This is a genomic window from Microbacterium sp. NPDC055903 (assembly GCF_053615555.1).
In genome coordinates this window covers 1,319,397-1,335,760 of the sequence record NZ_JBSHCA010000001.1, presented here as the reverse complement: position 1 = coordinate 1,335,760, position 16,364 = coordinate 1,319,397, and the positions used below count along the sequence as shown (strand labels likewise).

The window sequence follows — 16,364 nt, the reverse complement described above, 5'->3', positions numbered from 1 at the left end:
GTCAGGAGCGCAGCACCTCCAGCGCCGAGGCCAGACGCGCAACGGTGCCGTCGATATCTCCGAGCTTGTCGAGGCCGAACAGCCCGATGCGGAACGTCGAGAACTCCTCGCCCTCACCGCAGTGCAGCGGAACGCCTGCGGCGATCTGCAGCCCCCGTTCCCGGAAGGCCGCGCCGGTCTTCAGCGCCAGGTCGTCCGTGTGGACCACCACGACGCCGGGAGCCGCGAACCCGTCAGCGGCGACGGAGGCGAATCCGTGCTCGGCGAGAAGCTCGCGCACACGACGACCGAGCTCGATCTGCGCGTGACGGAGCGTCTCGAAGCCCCTGTCGCGGGTCTCGATCATCGCGGCGAGGTTGTGCGTGAGCGGATCCGTCGGCATCGTCGCGTGATAGGCCGCTCGGCCGGAGCGGTATTCGTCGGCGATGGCGAGCCACCGGCCGAGGTCCACGGCGAAGCTCGTCGACGAGCGGGCGCGCACGGCATCCGCCCCCGCCTCACTGAGGAGCACGAAGCCGGCGCAGGGCGATCCGCTCCACCCCTTCTGCGGGGCGCTGAGCAGCACGTCGACACCGAGATCCTGCATGTCGACCCACATCGCGCCGGATGCGATGCAATCCAGCACCAGCAGCCCGCCGACCTCGTGCACGGCTTCGGCGAGCGCGCGCACGTACTCGTCGGGAAGGATCATGCCGGCGGCCGTCTCGACGTGCGGGGCGAAGACGACCTCCGGACGGCGAGCGCGAATGGCCGCGGCGACCTCGGCGATCGGCGCCGGCGCCCACGCGGCCTGCGGATCCTCGGACTCGGGCCGGGCGGTGAGCACGGTCACGTCGTCACTGATCCCTCCCGTCTCGAGGATCTGCGACCAGCGGAACGAGAACAGGCCGTTGCGCACCACGAGCGTGCGTCGACCGGTGGCGAGCTGCCGCGCGACGGCCTCCATGGCGTACGTCCCGCCGCCTGGCACGATCGCGGCGGTGTGCGCGTTGTAGGCGGTCTCGAGGATCTCCAGGGTCTGTTGCATCACGCCGACGAAGGTCGCCGACATGTGGTTCAGTGACCGGTCGGTGAAGACGACCGAGTACTCCAGGAGGCCGTCGGGGTCGATCTCTGGATGCGGAAGGGTCATGCGCCCCAGCATCCCACGACCGCCCTGCGCGCCCTCCCGGGATGACGGCAAGAGTCATGCCCGCCGTGCAGGGCGATTCTCGGCCGTGAGAGAGTGGCAGCGTGAGTTCTGAGCCCGCCGCCGTGCCCGAGGAGATGACCGAGTACTCGTTGCAGGAGCTGTTCACCCCGCCTCCGGCGCTCGTCGAGCCGGAGGACTTCGACGCCTTCTGGCGCACCACGCATGCGGAACTCGGCGTCGGGCCGGTGGCCTGGGAGGTCGCAGAGACGTTGGATCCGACCCCGACGCACCGGGTCGATCGGATCCTGTTCGCCTCCTCGACGGGCGAGCAGGTGGTCGCCTGGCTCGCGCTGCCGCACGGCGCCGTCACGCACGGCCTCGTCGTCGGCCACGGCTACGGCGGGCGCACCGAGCCGGATCTCGACATCCTCGGCCCGGCCACCGCGGGCATCTTCCCCGTCGCCCCCGGGCAGGAGGTCAACGCGCCGGGGCGCATCCCCGCCCTTCCAGGCGAGAACGTGATCTTCGGCATCCAGAGTCGCGACACCTACGCGCACCGGTATTCGGCGGCGGATCTCTGGCGCGCGGCGACCGTGCTCCTGGATGCGGCACCGGATGCCGCAGGCGCGCTGGATTATTTCGGCGGCAGTTTCGGCGGAGGCATCGGCGCCCTCGCGCTGCCGTGGGACGAGCGCTTCCGCCGCGCGTCGCTGGATGTGCCGAGCTTCGGTCACTACCCGATCCGGTTGAGCAGGCGGTGCACGGGCAGCGGCGAGATCGTGCGGCTGCACCTGCGCAGGCATCCGGAGGCGCGTGCGGTGCTGGACTACTTCGACGCGGCGATCGCCGCCCGACGCATCCGGATCCCTGTGCATGTCGGCGCCGCGGTCGTCGATCCCTCCGTGCATCCGCGTGGCCAGTTCGCCGTCTTCCACGCCCTGGGAGGGCCGAGGCGATTGACCGTCCGCGGGTCGGGACACGGCGAAGGCCCTGTCGAGGATCTCTCCAACGCGCTGTATCGGCGCGCCGCCCAGGACTTCTTCGCCCTGCCGGAGGCAGCGCTGCGCTGAGCCGATCGATCAGGAATCGAGAAGCCCGACGATGCGCGACGTTCCTATGCTGGGGGCAACGTCCTGAGGAGGAACGCGATGTCCGATACGAAGAACTTCACCGCCGAGGAACGCGAGGCCATGAAGGCCGCGGCCGCGGAGAAGAAGACCACCCGCTCCCGCGCGAAGAAGACGCCGGAGCAGGCCAGGGCCGAGGGCGAGGCCGAGGTGCTGGCGAAGATCGCCGAGCTCGCCGAGCCCGACAAGGGGCTCGCGGAGAAGCTGCACGCACTCGTCACGGAGGCGGCGCCGCACCTGATCCCCCGCACGTACTACGGCATGCCGGCCTGGGGCAAAGACGGCAAGGTGCTGTGCTTCTTCCAGCCGGCCACCAAGTTCAAGGTCCGCTATGCGACCTTCGGATTCGAGACCATCGCGAACCTCGATGAGGGGACGGTGTGGCCGACGTCCTACGCGGTGACCGAGCTCACCGACGCGGATCTCGACTTCTTCCGCGAGCGGATCCGTCGCGCAGCATCCTGAGGCCTGCGGCCGGTGGGGGCCGTGCGCGTACCGAATCCCGGATGCTTCGCCGAGCTCTCGGTGCGCCGTCATCCGACCCGCCGAGAGCGGCGTCAGCCCTCCCGGGATTCGGTGCGCCGGGCATGTCTCCGGATGCGGTATGGTCGTCACCATGACCAACCGTTGGTATGCGTATTTCGAGTCGGCTCTGGAGGGGCCGTCGCGACACTGACGCGTACCGACAACCTTCAGAGCCGACAAGCCAGAGCATTCGCTCTGGCTTTCGCCGTTTCGGCGGGCTCTGCGCGGGTCCGCCCCCATCGAGGACAGGACCCATGAACGACACAGCCACCGCCGACGCCACCGCCGATCTGCACGTCGCCGCCTTCACCGCGCTGCCCTCGCCCGCCGAGGTCGCACAGGAGCTCCCCATCGGCGAGGAGCGCGCCGCCCTCGTCGCCCGCACGCGGGATGAGGTGCGGGCGATCATGACGGGTGAGGACGACCGACTCCTCGTCGTCGCAGGGCCCTGCTCGATCCACGACACGGATGCCGGGCTCGAGTACGCGGGCCGTCTGACGCTCGAGGCCGAGCGGCACAGGGACGACCTCCTCATCGTCATGCGCACCTACTTCGAGAAGCCGCGCACCACGGTCGGCTGGAAGGGTCTCATCAATGACCCGCACCTCGACGGCAGTCACGACATCGCGGCGGGGCTGCGCATGGCCAGGGCTTTCCTGCGCGATGTCACCGCTCTCGGAATGCCGTGCGCGACGGAGTTCCTCGAGCCGATCAGCCCGCAGTACACCGCGGATCTCATCACCTGGGGAGCGATCGGGGCACGGACGACGGAGAGCCAGATCCACCGTCAGCTGGCCAGCGGCCTGTCGATGCCGATCGGGTTCAAGAACGGCACGGACGGAGGCCTGCAGGTGGCCTTGGATGCGGCATCCGCCTCGTCCGCTCCGCAGGCGTTCCTCGGCATCGGCGCCGACGGGCGGGCGAGTCTCGTGACGACGACGGGCAACCCTGACACCTCGGTGATCCTCCGCGGCGGAGCGGATGGCCCGAACTACGGCGCGGCGGACATCGCGAGGGCGTCGGAGCGGCTGGCCGCGGCGGGTCTCGCACCGCGTCTCGTCGTCGACGCAAGCCACGGCAACAGCGGCAAGGACCACCTCCGGCAGGCGGAGGTCGCCGCGGAGCTCGCTGCCCAACTCGCGGCAGGCGGACACACCATCGCGGGCGTCATGCTGGAGAGCAATCTCGTCGCCGGTGCGCAGAAGCTCGACGTCGACCGCGGGCCGCGTGGCCTCGTGCGCGGTCAGAGCGTCACGGATGCGTGCATGGGGTGGGATGCCTCGGCGACGGCCCTGGCCGAGCTCGCCGCCGGTGTGCGTGCCCGCCGTTCGACGCGCTGAGGGCGTGGGAGGGCAGGGGGCGCGTCAGACCGACCGGACGTTCAGCAGCTGCCAGCCCTCCGGCACCTTCGCGTGCAGCGCATCCATGTCCTCGGCCTGGATCTCGGTGACCTGGTCGCGCCTCGCGAAGGTGCCGACGGCCTTGAGGACCGCTGCGCCCTTGATCATCTCGACCGGGGCGGAGATGAGGTCGAAGCCCTCGGGGCGGTGCGCGGCGAGCTGGGTCTGCACGCCCGCGAGGTCGGCGGCCTCGATCGCGACGGAGGTGGTTTCCACAGGACGCATGAGACCGATCAGCACCCTTCGATCCTACGAGCACCGGCGAGTCGGGTACCGTGGCGACATGGTGCGGATCGAACGGCTGACGGCGGCGGATCAGGACGAGTGGGCGGAGCTCTGGGCCGGATACCTGTCGTTCTACGAATCGCGACTGTCTGACGACGTGACCGCGCACACGTTCGCGCGGCTCGTGGACCCGGACGGTGACATCCACGGCGCCATCGCGCGGGACGAGGACGGGCGCGCGATCGGGATCGTGCACTGGCTCATGCATCCGGCGACCTGGAGTCGCAGCGGGTACTGCTACCTCGAGGACCTCTTCGTCAGCGAAGCCGCCCGCGGTCATGGCGCAGGACGTGCGCTCATCGAGCACGTGCGGCAGTGGGCAGAGGATGCCGGGGCGGCCAAGGTCTACTGGTTGACCGCGGAGACGAACACGACGGCGAGGTCGCTCTACGATCGTGTCGCCTCGCGCAGCGGCTTCGTCCACTACCAGATCGCGACAGGCGGCTGACCCCTCTGTAGCGTCAAGACATGGATGATCGAATCGCCGACGTGCTGCAATCGCCCCGGTATGCATCACGCGCTGCGGAGTCGGCGATGGAGCTCGCGGAGGTCGAGAGCGGTCTCGGCTCGGACGACCCGAAGGTGCGGATCGCCGCCGCCCGCCGGCTGAGCGCGCTCACGAGGGCAGAGCTCAGCTGGCTCCTCCTTCCGATCCGCGAGTACTTCCTTGACGCTCGAACGCTGGAGGTTCTCGCCGCGGTCCTCCGCGCGGAGACGGAGGTGACGGTGCGCGACAGTCTGCTGAACACGCTCCGGCACGCCTCGGAGCGATTTGTGACGCATCCGATGTGGGACCCTCTCCGCGCGGCATCCGATGAACGGATCTGGTACGAGCGGTTGCATCCGATCGCCGCCTCCTTCAGCGAAGTCTCGGATGCGAGCACCCGTGTGGAAGCGGCCTATCTGCTCGCCGCCTGCGGTGACGGGCGGGCCTGGGATGTGTTCCTGCAGGTGATCCCCCGGCGATCCGCCGCGCTGGCCACCCTTGAGTTGGCTGTGCTCCAGTATCCGCAGAGCATCGCTGACGAACAGCGGTCCGCCCTCGCAGACCTGGCCGACACGATCGGGACGAAGCATCCGCGCCAGCGATACGTCGCCGACGGCATCCGCGCCGCACTCTCGGCGTGAGGAGTCAGGGTTACGCTGAGCGGATGAAGGCGTTCGGTTCGGTGCTGCGCACCTACCTCTGGCTGCTGCCGGTCTCCGCCGTGGTCACGTTCTACGCCCTCTTCGCCGCTCCCTTCACGGCGGATGACCCTGCAGCGCTGGCACATGCCCGCTACGGCTGGCCGTTGCCCTGGATCGAACAGGATCTCTCCCGATACGAGCCGATCGGCTACCCGACGACGATCGCCTTCGACGGAGTGCGCGCATGGGACGACCCGATCGACACGAACTACGACCTGCTCGCGGCCGTCGCGGACGTCCTCATCATCGGGGTGGGAGTGACCGGGCTGTTCCTCGTCGCCATGATCCCGATCCGCCGTGCGATCGAGAACCGGCCGCGAATCGAGGCCCACTGAGCGCTGTGCCTCAACGCCGGTCAGCAGGTGTGGCGTCCTCGCGGTGGACATCGAGCGTGGACAACTCGATCTCTTACTCGCCCGCCGGCCAGAACAGGACACGGTGCACGAAACGGCCCTCCGACGCGATGTCGCCTTCGATGTCAGCGAGACCTTCGGGCAGCCGATCGCAGGCGACTCTTGGAAGCGCGGTAGAGCGCTCAGGCTAGACAAAAAGGAACTCCGCCTCAGAGGACTGAAGCGGAGTTCTACGGGTGGAGCCTAGGAGATTCGAACTCCTGACATCCTGCTTGCAAAGCAGGCGCTCTACCAACTGAGCTAAGGCCCCGAAAGGGTGTTCAGTTGGAGTGTGGAGTGGGGCTACCAGGACTTGAACCTGGGACCTCTTCATTATCAGTGAAGCGCTCTAACCGCCTGAGCTATAGCCCCGTCAACCTCCAAGACTTTACCGGATATTTTCAGAATCTCCCAATCGAGGCGTCAGTCGCCCGGTTCCAGCGTCGCCGACCCGGCAGACACCGATGCGCGGATGCTGTTCGAGGCCGAAGACGAGGTCTCGAGGTCGTTGCGCAGCGAGCCTGCGCTCACCTCTTCGATCACGTTGTAGACATCATCGGGAACCACGAGCTCGAGCGAACCGGCGCTCACATCGAAGACGATCTCCCGCGGCGTCGTGCCGGTCAGCTCCGCAGTCAGCCGCCCCGCGGAGACGGTGAGATCCGCCTCGGCGACATCGGCCAGCATGATCTCCGCACGCCCGGCATCGATCTGGGCATCCAGCGACTCGGCGGAGCCCGAGACGAACAGCGCGCCCGCACCGACCACGGCATCCAGCTCGCCGAACTCGCCGGTGACGTCGAGACTTCCCGCACTCAGGTCGAGATCGGCGTCGATGCCCTGCAGACTCTCGGGCAGCGTGAGCACGACCCGCTCATCGTTGCCGAACCAGCCGTCGAACCACCACCCGAAGAACCGGTCCGGGCTGTGCACGACCAGGTCGTCCTCCTCGCGCCGCATCGTCCAGTCGTTGCCACGGCCGCCCTCGACGGTCAGCTCCGCCTCGGCCACATCGGCGAAGACGACGGTGACGTCACTCGCGCCGACCTCCAGGTCGAGGCCCCGGATGCCGTCGACATCCAGGCTCGTCTGGGAGTCGCGCTGCATCAGCTCTCCACCGGCGGCGAAGGCGGCCGTCGTTCCGGAGATCACCAGCGCGATGCCTCCGATCACCGCCAGCACCACGCCGATCGGCCCACGGGCCGGCGATCCCTGAGCGGGTACGGCCGGCGCCTCCGCCGACGTAACGGCCGGGGTTGCCGCCGAGGCCGGCGGGGGAGTCAGGGGGACGTCGTGTCCGCCGTTGTCGTGCGTGCTCATCGTGCGGCTCCTGTCTGTCCGGCGGCCGGGCCGCCGTTGTTCTCGATGTGGGCGAGTGCTGCGAGCACCCGCCGGTTGCCCGATTCATCCGGCTCGAAACCGAGCTTCTGGAAGATCGAGGTGATGTTCTTCTCCACGCTCGCCTCGGAGAGGAAGAGCATGGCGGCGATCGCCTGATTCGATTTCCCCTCGGCGATCAGCGCGAGCACGGTGCGCTCGCGCTCGGTCAGCCGCAGCATCCGGTCATCCCTGTTGCGCCGGGTGAGCAGCTGCGCCACGACCTCGGGGTCCAGGACGGTCGCGCCCGCAGCGATGCGCTCCACCGAGCCGACGAATTCCGCGACGTCGGCCACCCGGTCCTTGAGGAGGTATCCCAGCGGCCCGCCCTGCGCGGCGATCAGGTCGCTCGCGTACCGCTCCTCGACGTACTGGGAGAGCACGAGGATCGGCAGCTCAGGGCGACGGGAACGGATCCGCAGCGCGGCCCTGATCCCCTCGTCCGTGAACGTCGGAGGCAGTCGCACGTCGAGGATGCAGAGATCCGGCGCTTCGTCGATCACGGCCTCGTCGAGACCCGTCGTGTCGGGCAGCGCCGCGGCGATCTCATGCCCCGCATCCTCGAGGAGGCGCACGAGCCCCTCGCGGAGGAGGACGGAGTCCTCGCAGATCAGGATGCGCATGGCACGCTCACCTCCAGGCTGGTCGGGCCGCCCTGCGGGCTGTCGAGCCGGAACGTCCCGCCCGCGGCGAGCACCCGGTTCGAGATGCCGTCGAGACCTCCGCCGGGCTGGACCTGCGCCCCTCCCATGCCGTTGTCCTCGACTCGCGCCCACAGCACGCCGTTCTCGCGACTGCGCACGACGACCCTGCACTCACTGGCCCTGGAATGCTTGGCCGCATTCGTCAGCGACTCGGCGATGGCGAAGTAGACCGCGGCCTCGGCATCCCGGCAACGGCTCGCCGGCTGTCCTGGCACCGGCGGATCCATCCGCACGTCCAGGTGCACGGGGATGTGGGATCGCCCGGCGAGCGCCGAGAGCGCCGCGTCCAGACCCCGGTCGTCGAGCACGGAGGCGTGGATGCCGCGTGCCAGCTGACGCAGCTCGGTGATCGCAGCCTTGGTCGAGGTGTGCGCCTCCGCGATGAGATCCTTCGCGGCGGCGGGGTCGCTGTCGATCTTCTGCTGCGCGAGCCCGAGCGTCATCCCGACCGAGACGAGGCGCGGCTGGACGCCGTCGTGCAGGTCGCGCTCGATCCGCGTGCGCTCCACATCGGCCGCCCGCACCGCGCCCTCGCGCTGCGCGGTCGTCGCGCGCACCTGGGCGGTGAGCTCGGCCTCCCGGCTCGGCACCACCAGCGCCCTCGTGATCACGCGGTGCAGCAGCGCGATCCCCACGATGGCCGCGGCCGCTGCGAGGATGCCGAGGATGCCGATCACCGGCGCCCACATCGCATCGATCCGGCCGCCGAACGGACCGACGACGGTCTCCGCATCCGTCAGCGGAGCGAAGGAGATAATCGCAGACCAGATGACGGCCCAGAACAGCCTCAGGACGAGTGCGCCCATGAGGCAGGCGATGAAGAAGTTCGCCACGGCCCGCCACATGCCGCCGTCGATGGACTGGCGGCCGATGGCGCGCAGCCATCCGCCGAACCCAGGGCGCGTCCGCTGGCGCAGACGCAGCGCCGGCAGCGCGAGACGGTAGAGCCCGTTCACGCGCTGCACCTCGAACCACGCGACACCGTAGAGGGCGTAGACGAGGCCGATGAGGAAGACGATGCCGACACCGAAGGCGAACAGCAGTCCGACGCCGGCGCCGAGGAGGCCGCCGAGCACACCGCTGATGCCGCCCCCGATGACGCCGAGAGCGGCGAGTTCGAGGATCGTGAGGAGCAGCCGCGCCGGCGGTCGCGGCGCGATCTCCTTGGGTGAGGAGGCAGTCTGGTTCGTCATGTCCCCCACGCTACGGCGAGGGGTGACGGCTGCGACACCATGTCATCCGGACGAACGCATTCCGGTTTTCCCTACTCCGTCGAGCGGAGACCCGTCCGGATACGACAAGACGGCGGATGCCGGAGCATCCGCCGTCTCGGTCGATGTCAGTTGGAGGTGAAGCCGACGAGGATTCCGCCGGTGACCTTGACCGCAAGGTTGTAGATGCCCGCGACGACCGCACCCAGCACCGTGAACACGATGAGGTTCAGGATCGAGACGACCGCCGCGAAGGCCATCACCTGAGGCAGACCCACGGTGTCGGCCAGCGAGAAGCTGCCGTCGGTGAAACTCGAGACGATCTCATCCGCCTGCGTCACGACGCCGGTCGCCTGGAGCACCATGTACACCAGGAAGAACGACACCATGGTCACGATCGCCAGGGCGATCGAACCCAGGAACGACAGCTTCACCGCCGACCAGAAGTCGACGTACACCAAGCGCAGCCGAACCTGCTTGCCACCCGTCTTGCGCGTGGACTTCTTCGCCAGCTTGTCCGCTACGGTGCTCATGCGTCTTAGCTTTCCTCAGTGGTCTGTGTGGATTCTGAGGCAGCATCCTCAGAATCGGCCTCGGCGTCTTCATCGCCGAGTCCCCGCTCTCCGTTGCGGGCGATGGCCAGGATCCGGTCGTCCTCGGACGTCCTCGCGAACACCACTCCCATGGTGTCCCGGCCCTTCGCCGGGACCTCGGCCACGGCAGAGCGTACCACCTTGCCGCTGGAGAGAACCACCAAGACCTCGTCCTCCTCGGCGACGATGAGACCGCCCGCGAGGGTGCCCCTGTCGTCGTTGAGCTTGGCGACCTTGATGCCGAATCCGCCGCGTCCCTGGACGCGATACTCGTCGACGGCCGTGCGCTTGGCGTAGCCACCATCGGTGACGACGAAGACGAACTTCTCGGGTGCGGCGACCGAGGCAGAGAGCAGGTTGTCGCCCTCGCGGAACTTCATGCCCTTCACGCCGGCGGTCGCACGACCCATCGGACGCAGCGCCTCGTCGGTGGCCTGGAAGCGCACTGACATGCCCTTGCGGCTGATGAGGAGGATGTCGTCCTCGGCGTTCACGAGGAGTGCGCTCACCAGCTCGTCGCCGTCGTTCAGGCGGATCGCGATGACGCCGCCCTGGCGGTTGGTGTCGTAGTCGGCGAGGCGCGTCTTCTTGACCAGCCCCTCGTGCGTCGCGAGCACGAGGTAGTCGGCCACCCGGTAGTCGCGGATGTCCAGCACCTGGGCGATGCCCTCGTCTGGCTGCAGCGCGAGCAGGTTCGCGACATGCGTGCCCTTCGCGTCGCGGCCGGCCTCGGGAACCTCGTACGTCTTCGTGCGATAGACGCGACCCTTGTCGGTGAAGAACAGCAGCCAGTGGTGCGTGGTCGTCACGAAGAAGTGCTCGACGATGTCGTCCGCGCGCAGCTGGGCGCCCTTGACCCCCTTGCCGCCGCGGTGCTGCGAACGGTAGTTGTCGCTGCGGGTGCGCTTGATGTAGCCGTCGCGGGTGACCGTGACGACCATCTCCTCCTCGGCGATGAGGTCTTCCATCGAGACGTCGCCGTCGAAGCCGTAGAGGATCTTCGTCCGACGCTCGTCGCCGAACCGGTCGACGATCGCCGTCAGCTCATCGTGGATGATCCCGCGCTGGCGCTCGGGGCTCGCGATGATCTCGTTGTAGTCCGCGATGCGGACTTCGAGCTCGGCCGCCTCGTCGATGATCTTCTGCCGCTCGAGCGCCGCGAGGCGGCGCAGCTGCATGTCCAGGATGGCCTGGGCCTGGTCGTCGTCGATGTCGAGCAGTGCCTTCAGACCTTCGCGCGCATCCTCGGCGGACGGCGAGCGGCGGATGAGGGCGATGACCTCGTCCAGAGCATCCAGCGCCTTGAGGTATCCGCGCAGGATGTGCATGCGCGCCTCGGCCTTGCGCAACCGGAATCCGGTGCGACGGACGATGACGTCGATCTGGTGTTCGATCCAGTTCGTGATGAACCCGTCGATCGCCAGCGTGCGCGGCACGCCGTCGACGATGGCGAGCATGTTGGCGCCGAAGTTCTCCTGCAGCTGGGTGTGCTTGTAGAGGTTGTTCAGTACGACCTTGGCGACGGCATCCCGCTTGAGCACGACGACGAGACGCTGACCGGTGCGGTCGGAGGACTCGTCGCGGATGTCCGCGATGCCGGTGATCTTGCCCTCGCGCGCCAGGTCGCCGATCTTCACCGCGAGGTTGTCCGGGTTGACCTGGTACGGGAGCTCGGTGATCACCAGGCACGTGCGACCCTGGATCTCCTCGACGTCGACGACCGCGCGCATCGTGATCGATCCGCGACCCGTGCGGTACGCCTCGTGGATGCCCTTGGTGCCGAGGATCTGCGCGCCGGTGGGGAAGTCGGGGCCGGGGATGCGCTGGATGAGCCCGTCGAGGAGCTCCTCGCGGGGCAGGCCGGGGTTGTCGAGCGCCCAGAGCGCGGCGTCGGAGACCTCGCGCAGATTGTGCGGCGGGATGTTCGTCGCCATGCCGACGGCGATGCCGACCGAGCCGTTGACGAGCAGGTTCGGGAACCGAGCCGGAAGGACGTCCGGCTCCTGGGTCTGTCCGTCGTAGTTGTCCGAGAAGTCGACGGTCTCCTCTTCGATGTCGCGCACCATCTCGAGCGCGAGCGGAGCCATCTTGGTCTCGGTGTACCGGGGGGCGGCGGCTCCCATGTTGCCGGGGGAGCCGAAGTTCCCCTGGCCGAGCGCCAGCGGGTACCGCAGCGACCAGGGCTGCACGAGACGGACGAGGGCGTCGTAGATCGCGGAGTCGCCGTGCGGGTGGTACTGACCCATCACTTCGCCGACGACGCGGGCGCACTTCGAGAACGACTTGTCCGGCCGGAATCCGCCGTCGTACATGCCGTAGATGACGCGGCGGTGCACCGGCTTCAGGCCGTCGCGCACATCGGGGAGCGCGCGGCCGACGATGACGGCCATGGCGTAGTCGAGGTAGCTGCGCTGCATCTCCGACTGCAGGTCGACCTGGTCGATCCGGCCGTGCTCGTGGCCCTCGTTGATGTCGGGGCGTTCTTCGTCAGTCATGTGTGTTCTTTTCTGGATCGCTGAACGTATCGAGGCGTCTGGGTCCCTTCGTCGAGCTCAGGGACCCCGGATGCGCTAGATGTCGAGGAAGCGGACGTCCTTGGCGTTGCGCTGGATGAACGTGCGGCGGGACTCGACGTCCTCGCCCATCAGCACGCTGAAGATCTCGTCCGCGGCAGCGGCGTCGTCGATCGTCACCTGGCGGAGGGTCCGCGTGGTGTGATCCATCGTGGTCTCCCACAGCTCCTTGGCGTTCATCTCGCCGAGACCCTTGTAGCGCTGCACGCCGGCGTCCTTCGGGAGGCGCTTGCCGTTCGCGAGGCCGTCCTTCATCAGCGCGTCGCGCTCGGCGTCCGAGTAGACGTACTCGTGCGCGGAGTTCGACCACTTCAGGCGGTACAGCGGAGGCATCGCGAGGTAGACGAAGCCGGCCTCGATGAGCCCGCGCATGTAGCGGAACAGCAGCGTGAGCAGCAGCGTCGTGATGTGCTGGCCGTCGACATCGGCATCCGCCATCAGCACGATCTTGTGGTACCGCGCCTTGTCGATGTCGAAGTCCTCGCCGATGCCCGTGCCGAAGGCCTGGATCATCGCCTGGACCTCCTTGTTGGCCAGGGCCTTGTCCAGACGCGCGCGCTCGACGTTGAGGATCTTGCCGCGCAGCGCCAGGATCGCCTGGGTGTGCGGGTCGCGACCCTGCACGGCCGATCCGCCGGCCGAGTCTCCCTCGACGAGGAAGATCTCGCTGATCGAGGGATCCTTGCTCGTGCAGTCCTTGAGCTTGTCGGGCATCGCGGCCGACTCGAAGACGCTCTTGCGACGTGCGGTCTCACGGGCCTTGCGGGCGGCCAGGCGCGCGGTCGCCGCGTCGATCGCCTTGCGGATCACGTTCTTCGCCTGCACGGGGTTGCGGTCGAACCAGTCGCCGAGCTGATCGCCGACGACCTTCTGCACGAACGCCTTCGCCTCGGTGTTTCCGAGCTTGGTCTTCGTCTGGCCCTCGAACTGCGGCTCGGACAGCTTGACCGAGATGACGGCGGTCAGACCTTCGCGGACGTCGTCGCCGGAGAGGTTGTCGTCCTTCTCCTTGAGCAGGTTGTTCGCGCGGGCGTACTTGTTCACGAGCGTCGTCAGCGCGGCGCGGAAGCCCTCTTCGTGCGTCCCGCCCTCATGGGTGTTGATGACGTTCGCGTACGTGAAGACGTTCTCCGTGTACGAGGTCGTCCACTGCATCGCGATCTCGACCGAGAGCTTTCGCACCGTGTCTTCTGCGGAGAAGTCGATGATCTCGTCGTTCACGACCTCGGCATGACGGACCTTGTTGAGGTACTCGACGTAGTCGACGAGGCCGCGTTCGTAGTGGAAGTCGTCGCTGCGCTGCTTCGTGACGGTGGTGCCGTCCTCCTCGACCTCGATGGCCGCGGAAGGACGCTCGTCGACGAGCCGGATGCGCAGACCCTTGTTGAGGAACGCCATCTGCTGGAAGCGGGTGCGCAGGGTGTCGTAGTCGAACTCGACCGTCTCCTGGAAGATCGTCGCGTCCGGCCAGAACGTGATGGCCGTTCCGGTCTCGGTGGTCTCCTCGCCCTTCTCGAGCTTCTGCTGCGGGACGCCGCCATCGGCGAAGCTGTGCCGCCAGACGAAGCCCTTCTGCTTCACCTCGACCTCGAAACGGGTGGACAGCGCGTTCACGACGGACGATCCGACGCCGTGCAGACCACCGGAGACGGCGTACGCGCCACCGCCGAACTTGCCGCCGGCGTGCAGGATCGTGAGGACCACCTCGACCGTCGACTTGGACGGGTCGGAGGAGTGCGGATCGACGGGGATGCCTCGACCGTTGTCGACGACGCGGACGCCGCCGTCCTCGAGCAGGGTCACCAGGATCGTGTCGGCGTAGCCGGCCATCGCCTCATCGACCGAGTTGTCGACGATCTCCTGCACGAGGTGGTGTAGGCCGCGCGGTCCGGTGGACCCGATGTACATGCCGGGTCGCTTGCGGACGGCCTCGAGTCCTTCGAGGATCTGGATGGAGTCGGCGCCGTACTCGACGGGGTCGGGGGTGCCCCCGGTGGTCGATTCCGTCTCGTCAGCGGGGGATTCAGGCGTCATCAGAGGGCATTCTCCACATCGATCTCGTGGATACCAGTCTAGCCTGTTCAGAGCGAGGAAATCCGGCTGAAAGGCCGTGTGTGGCCCTCAAATCGATCGGGATGCCTCGGATGATGCCCTACCCGTAGGTATCGCGCGGGCCCCGCCCTGGGACGGCTCTCGGCCCCCATTTCCACGAGGGGACGTCCGGTCCGATGAAACGGAGGTTCTCGACACCCGCCGCCGGGTACCTGCGTCCGATCTCGGTGAGGATGGTCCCGCGCATGTACTGCAGGTTCTTCGCCCAGGCCGTCGAATCGCACTTGATCGTGAGCATCCCGTTCTCCAGAGAGACGGGGTCGGAGTGCTTGGCGGTGTCGGCGCCGGCGAGTTCCGCCCACTGACGCACGAGGTCCTCGCGGGCCATCGTGGACTCCCAGCCGGACTCCTTGGTGAGCACGTCAAGGATCGCGCCGAGCGAGCCGGGGTCACGGCCCGGAGTGAACGGCGCGTTCTCGTCGTCGACGATGCGACGTTTGCGCTTCCAGTTCTTCGCGCTCGGCGTGAGCCCACGCAGCCGAAGATAGGTCGCGATGGTCTCGGGGACGTCGGATGCCGTGTGCGTGATGTGCTCCGTCATGCCTCGCTCCCTTCCTCGCCGCGCTCATCGCTGATGGTACCCGCGCTGATGCGCACGACATGCCGGTGCAGCACGTCGGGGATGTCCTCCTCGACCGCCGCTGTGACGATGACCTGTTCGTAGCCGCTCGTGAGGGAGGCGAGTCGGCGCCGCCGTTCGGCATCGAGTTCGGCGAACACGTCATCGAGGATCAGGACGGGGTCTCCCGCAGGGGACTCGGCGCGCAGCAGCTCCGCGGAAGCGAGACGGAGTGAGAGTGCCACCGACCAGGATTCTCCGTGCGACGCGTACCCCTTCACCGGCAGATCCCTCACCCGCATGAGCAGATCGTCGCGATGCGGCCCCACGAGCGTGAGCCCGCGGTCGAGCTCTTGCGCACGCTTGGCGAGAAGGGTCGCACGGAACAGCTCCGCCGTCTCGCCTCTCGCATCGGTCGACGCCGCCTCGCCCTCTTCCGGATCGCCGCCGCGGATGGAGAGCGCCCATTCGAGCTCGGGACGGTGATCCGCTCCGGCGATGGCGGCGTACGCCTCGGCCAGCGGAGTCTGCAGGTCGGCGGCGAGTCGCTGGCGGGCGACGATGATCTCGCTGCCGAGAGCGATGAGCTTGTCGTCCCAGACGTCGAGCGTCGTCAGTGCATCCCCTCTGACGCCTCTGGCGCGGGCGGACTTCAGCAGCGCGGTGCGCTGCTTGAGCACCCGGTCGTAGTCGCCGAGCACGGCCGCCATGCGGGGAGTCCGCTGGATGAGGAGTTGGTCGGCGAATCGTCGCCGCGACGACGGGTCGCCGCGGACGATCTGGAGGTCCTCCGGTGCGAACAGCACGACATGCGCATAGCGGGGCAGCTCGCTCGTCTTCACGGGAGAGCCGTTGATGCGCGCCTTGTTCGAGCCCTGGCGGTTGAGCTGGACCTCGACGAGCACACGGCGTTCACCGACCCCCAGTCGTGCGCGGATGATCGCAAACTCCTGGCCGTCTTTGACCATCGGCGCGTCGGAGGAGACGCGATGGGACCCCAGCGTCGCGAGGAAGACGATGGCCTCGGCGAGGTTGGTCTTGCCCTGTCCGTTGCGACCCACGAGGACGTTCGGCCCGCTGTACAGCGAGAGCTCGGCCGTCGCGTAATTGCGGAAGTCGACCAGGTTCAGGTGCTCCACGATCACGGGGATCAGCCTAACCGGCGCCTCTGACACGGCGCCCCTGG

Annotated in this window: 16 protein-coding genes and 2 tRNA genes; 6 read left to right on the top strand and 12 right to left on the bottom strand. The window is 68.0% G+C overall.

All coding sequences use genetic code 11. The features are described from left to right. Position 1 precedes the first annotated feature (1 nt). Positions 2-1,132, bottom strand: coding sequence for an aminotransferase class V-fold PLP-dependent enzyme (locus tag ACWGJP_RS06105; protein ID WP_452328859.1), 1,131 nt, complete (start codon positions 1,130-1,132; stop codon positions 2-4). 101 nt (positions 1,133-1,233) lie between these two features. Between ACWGJP_RS06105 and ACWGJP_RS06100 the strand changes: the two genes are divergently transcribed. The 3 genes from ACWGJP_RS06100 to ACWGJP_RS06090 all read left to right on the top strand — a co-directional run bounded on the left by ACWGJP_RS06100 (position 1,234) and on the right by ACWGJP_RS06090 (position 4,124). Continuing rightward, entirely contained in the window at positions 1,234-2,202 is a 969-nt protein-coding gene (locus ACWGJP_RS06100) for an acetylxylan esterase (RefSeq protein WP_452328858.1), read from the top strand. Positions 2,203-2,280: 78 nt separating this feature from the next. Beyond that, positions 2,281-2,724, top strand: a complete 444-nt coding sequence (locus ACWGJP_RS06095) for an iron chaperone (RefSeq protein WP_452328857.1) — start codon at positions 2,281-2,283, stop codon at positions 2,722-2,724. Positions 2,725-3,038: 314 nt separating this feature from the next. Beyond that, the gene (locus tag ACWGJP_RS06090) at positions 3,039-4,124 is read left to right on the top strand and encodes a 3-deoxy-7-phosphoheptulonate synthase (protein WP_452328856.1); all 1,086 of its coding nucleotides are present in this window, start codon (positions 3,039-3,041) and stop codon (positions 4,122-4,124) included. A gap of 24 nt (positions 4,125-4,148) precedes the next feature. Here the strand turns inward: ACWGJP_RS06090 and ACWGJP_RS06085 are convergent, their stop codons facing one another. Beyond that, on the bottom strand, positions 4,149-4,424 hold the full coding sequence (locus ACWGJP_RS06085) for a hypothetical protein (protein WP_452328855.1): 276 nt from the start codon (positions 4,422-4,424) through the stop codon (positions 4,149-4,151). A gap of 43 nt (positions 4,425-4,467) precedes the next feature. Here ACWGJP_RS06085 and ACWGJP_RS06080 point away from each other — a divergent pair, with 43 nt between their 5' ends. From ACWGJP_RS06080 to ACWGJP_RS06070, 3 genes are read left to right on the top strand one after another with little or no spacing between them, the layout of a single operon-like run. Further along, positions 4,468-4,917, top strand: a complete 450-nt coding sequence (locus tag ACWGJP_RS06080; protein ID WP_452328854.1) for an N-acetyltransferase family protein — start codon at positions 4,468-4,470, stop codon at positions 4,915-4,917. Positions 4,918-4,937: 20 nt separating this feature from the next. Beyond that, a complete protein-coding gene (locus tag ACWGJP_RS06075; protein WP_452328853.1) occupies positions 4,938-5,597 on the top strand; it encodes a hypothetical protein in 660 nt (219 codons plus the stop codon). Positions 5,598-5,620: 23 nt separating this feature from the next. Then, positions 5,621-5,992, top strand: coding sequence for a hypothetical protein (locus tag ACWGJP_RS06070; protein WP_452328852.1), 372 nt, complete (start codon positions 5,621-5,623; stop codon positions 5,990-5,992). Positions 5,993-6,247: 255 nt separating this feature from the next. Here the strand turns inward: ACWGJP_RS06070 and ACWGJP_RS06065 are convergent. The 10 genes from ACWGJP_RS06065 to recF form a co-directional block, all read right to left on the bottom strand. Next, positions 6,248-6,320, bottom strand: a tRNA-Ala gene (locus ACWGJP_RS06065). Between the two features lie 27 nt (positions 6,321-6,347). After that, a tRNA-Ile gene (locus ACWGJP_RS06060) sits at positions 6,348-6,421 on the bottom strand. A 51-nt stretch (positions 6,422-6,472) separates the two neighbouring features. Then, positions 6,473-7,369, bottom strand: a complete 897-nt coding sequence (locus ACWGJP_RS06055) for a hypothetical protein (RefSeq protein ID WP_452328851.1) — start codon at positions 7,367-7,369, stop codon at positions 6,473-6,475. Next, on the bottom strand, positions 7,366-8,049 hold the full coding sequence (locus ACWGJP_RS06050) for a response regulator (protein WP_452328850.1): 684 nt from the start codon (positions 8,047-8,049) through the stop codon (positions 7,366-7,368). The genes ACWGJP_RS06055 and ACWGJP_RS06050 overlap by 4 nt, the downstream gene beginning before the upstream one ends. Then, positions 8,037-9,323 carry a sensor histidine kinase gene (locus ACWGJP_RS06045; protein WP_452328849.1) on the bottom strand — a complete coding sequence of 429 codons (1,287 nt, stop codon included), beginning with the start codon at positions 9,321-9,323 and terminating at the stop codon, positions 8,037-8,039. Before ACWGJP_RS06045 ends, ACWGJP_RS06050 begins: the two co-directional genes overlap by 13 nt. A 146-nt stretch (positions 9,324-9,469) precedes the next feature. Further along, positions 9,470-9,874, bottom strand: a complete 405-nt coding sequence (locus tag ACWGJP_RS06040) for a DUF3566 domain-containing protein (protein ID WP_452328848.1) — start codon at positions 9,872-9,874, stop codon at positions 9,470-9,472. A gap of 5 nt (positions 9,875-9,879) precedes the next feature. Continuing rightward, positions 9,880-12,429, bottom strand: a complete 2,550-nt coding sequence (gene gyrA / locus ACWGJP_RS06035; protein ID WP_452328847.1) for a DNA gyrase subunit A — start codon at positions 12,427-12,429, stop codon at positions 9,880-9,882. Between the two features lie 75 nt (positions 12,430-12,504). Continuing rightward, complete coding sequence (gyrB, locus tag ACWGJP_RS06030; RefSeq protein ID WP_452328846.1) at positions 12,505-14,541, bottom strand: DNA topoisomerase (ATP-hydrolyzing) subunit B; 2,037 nt, start codon at positions 14,539-14,541, stop codon at positions 12,505-12,507. A gap of 118 nt (positions 14,542-14,659) precedes the next feature. Then, on the bottom strand, positions 14,660-15,160 hold the full coding sequence (locus ACWGJP_RS06025; protein WP_452328845.1) for a DUF721 domain-containing protein: 501 nt from the start codon (positions 15,158-15,160) through the stop codon (positions 14,660-14,662). After that, positions 15,157-16,323, bottom strand: a complete 1,167-nt coding sequence (gene recF, locus ACWGJP_RS06020) for a DNA replication/repair protein RecF (RefSeq protein WP_452328844.1) — start codon at positions 16,321-16,323, stop codon at positions 15,157-15,159. The genes ACWGJP_RS06025 and recF overlap by 4 nt, the downstream gene beginning before the upstream one ends. Positions 16,324-16,364: the final 41 nt, after the last annotated feature.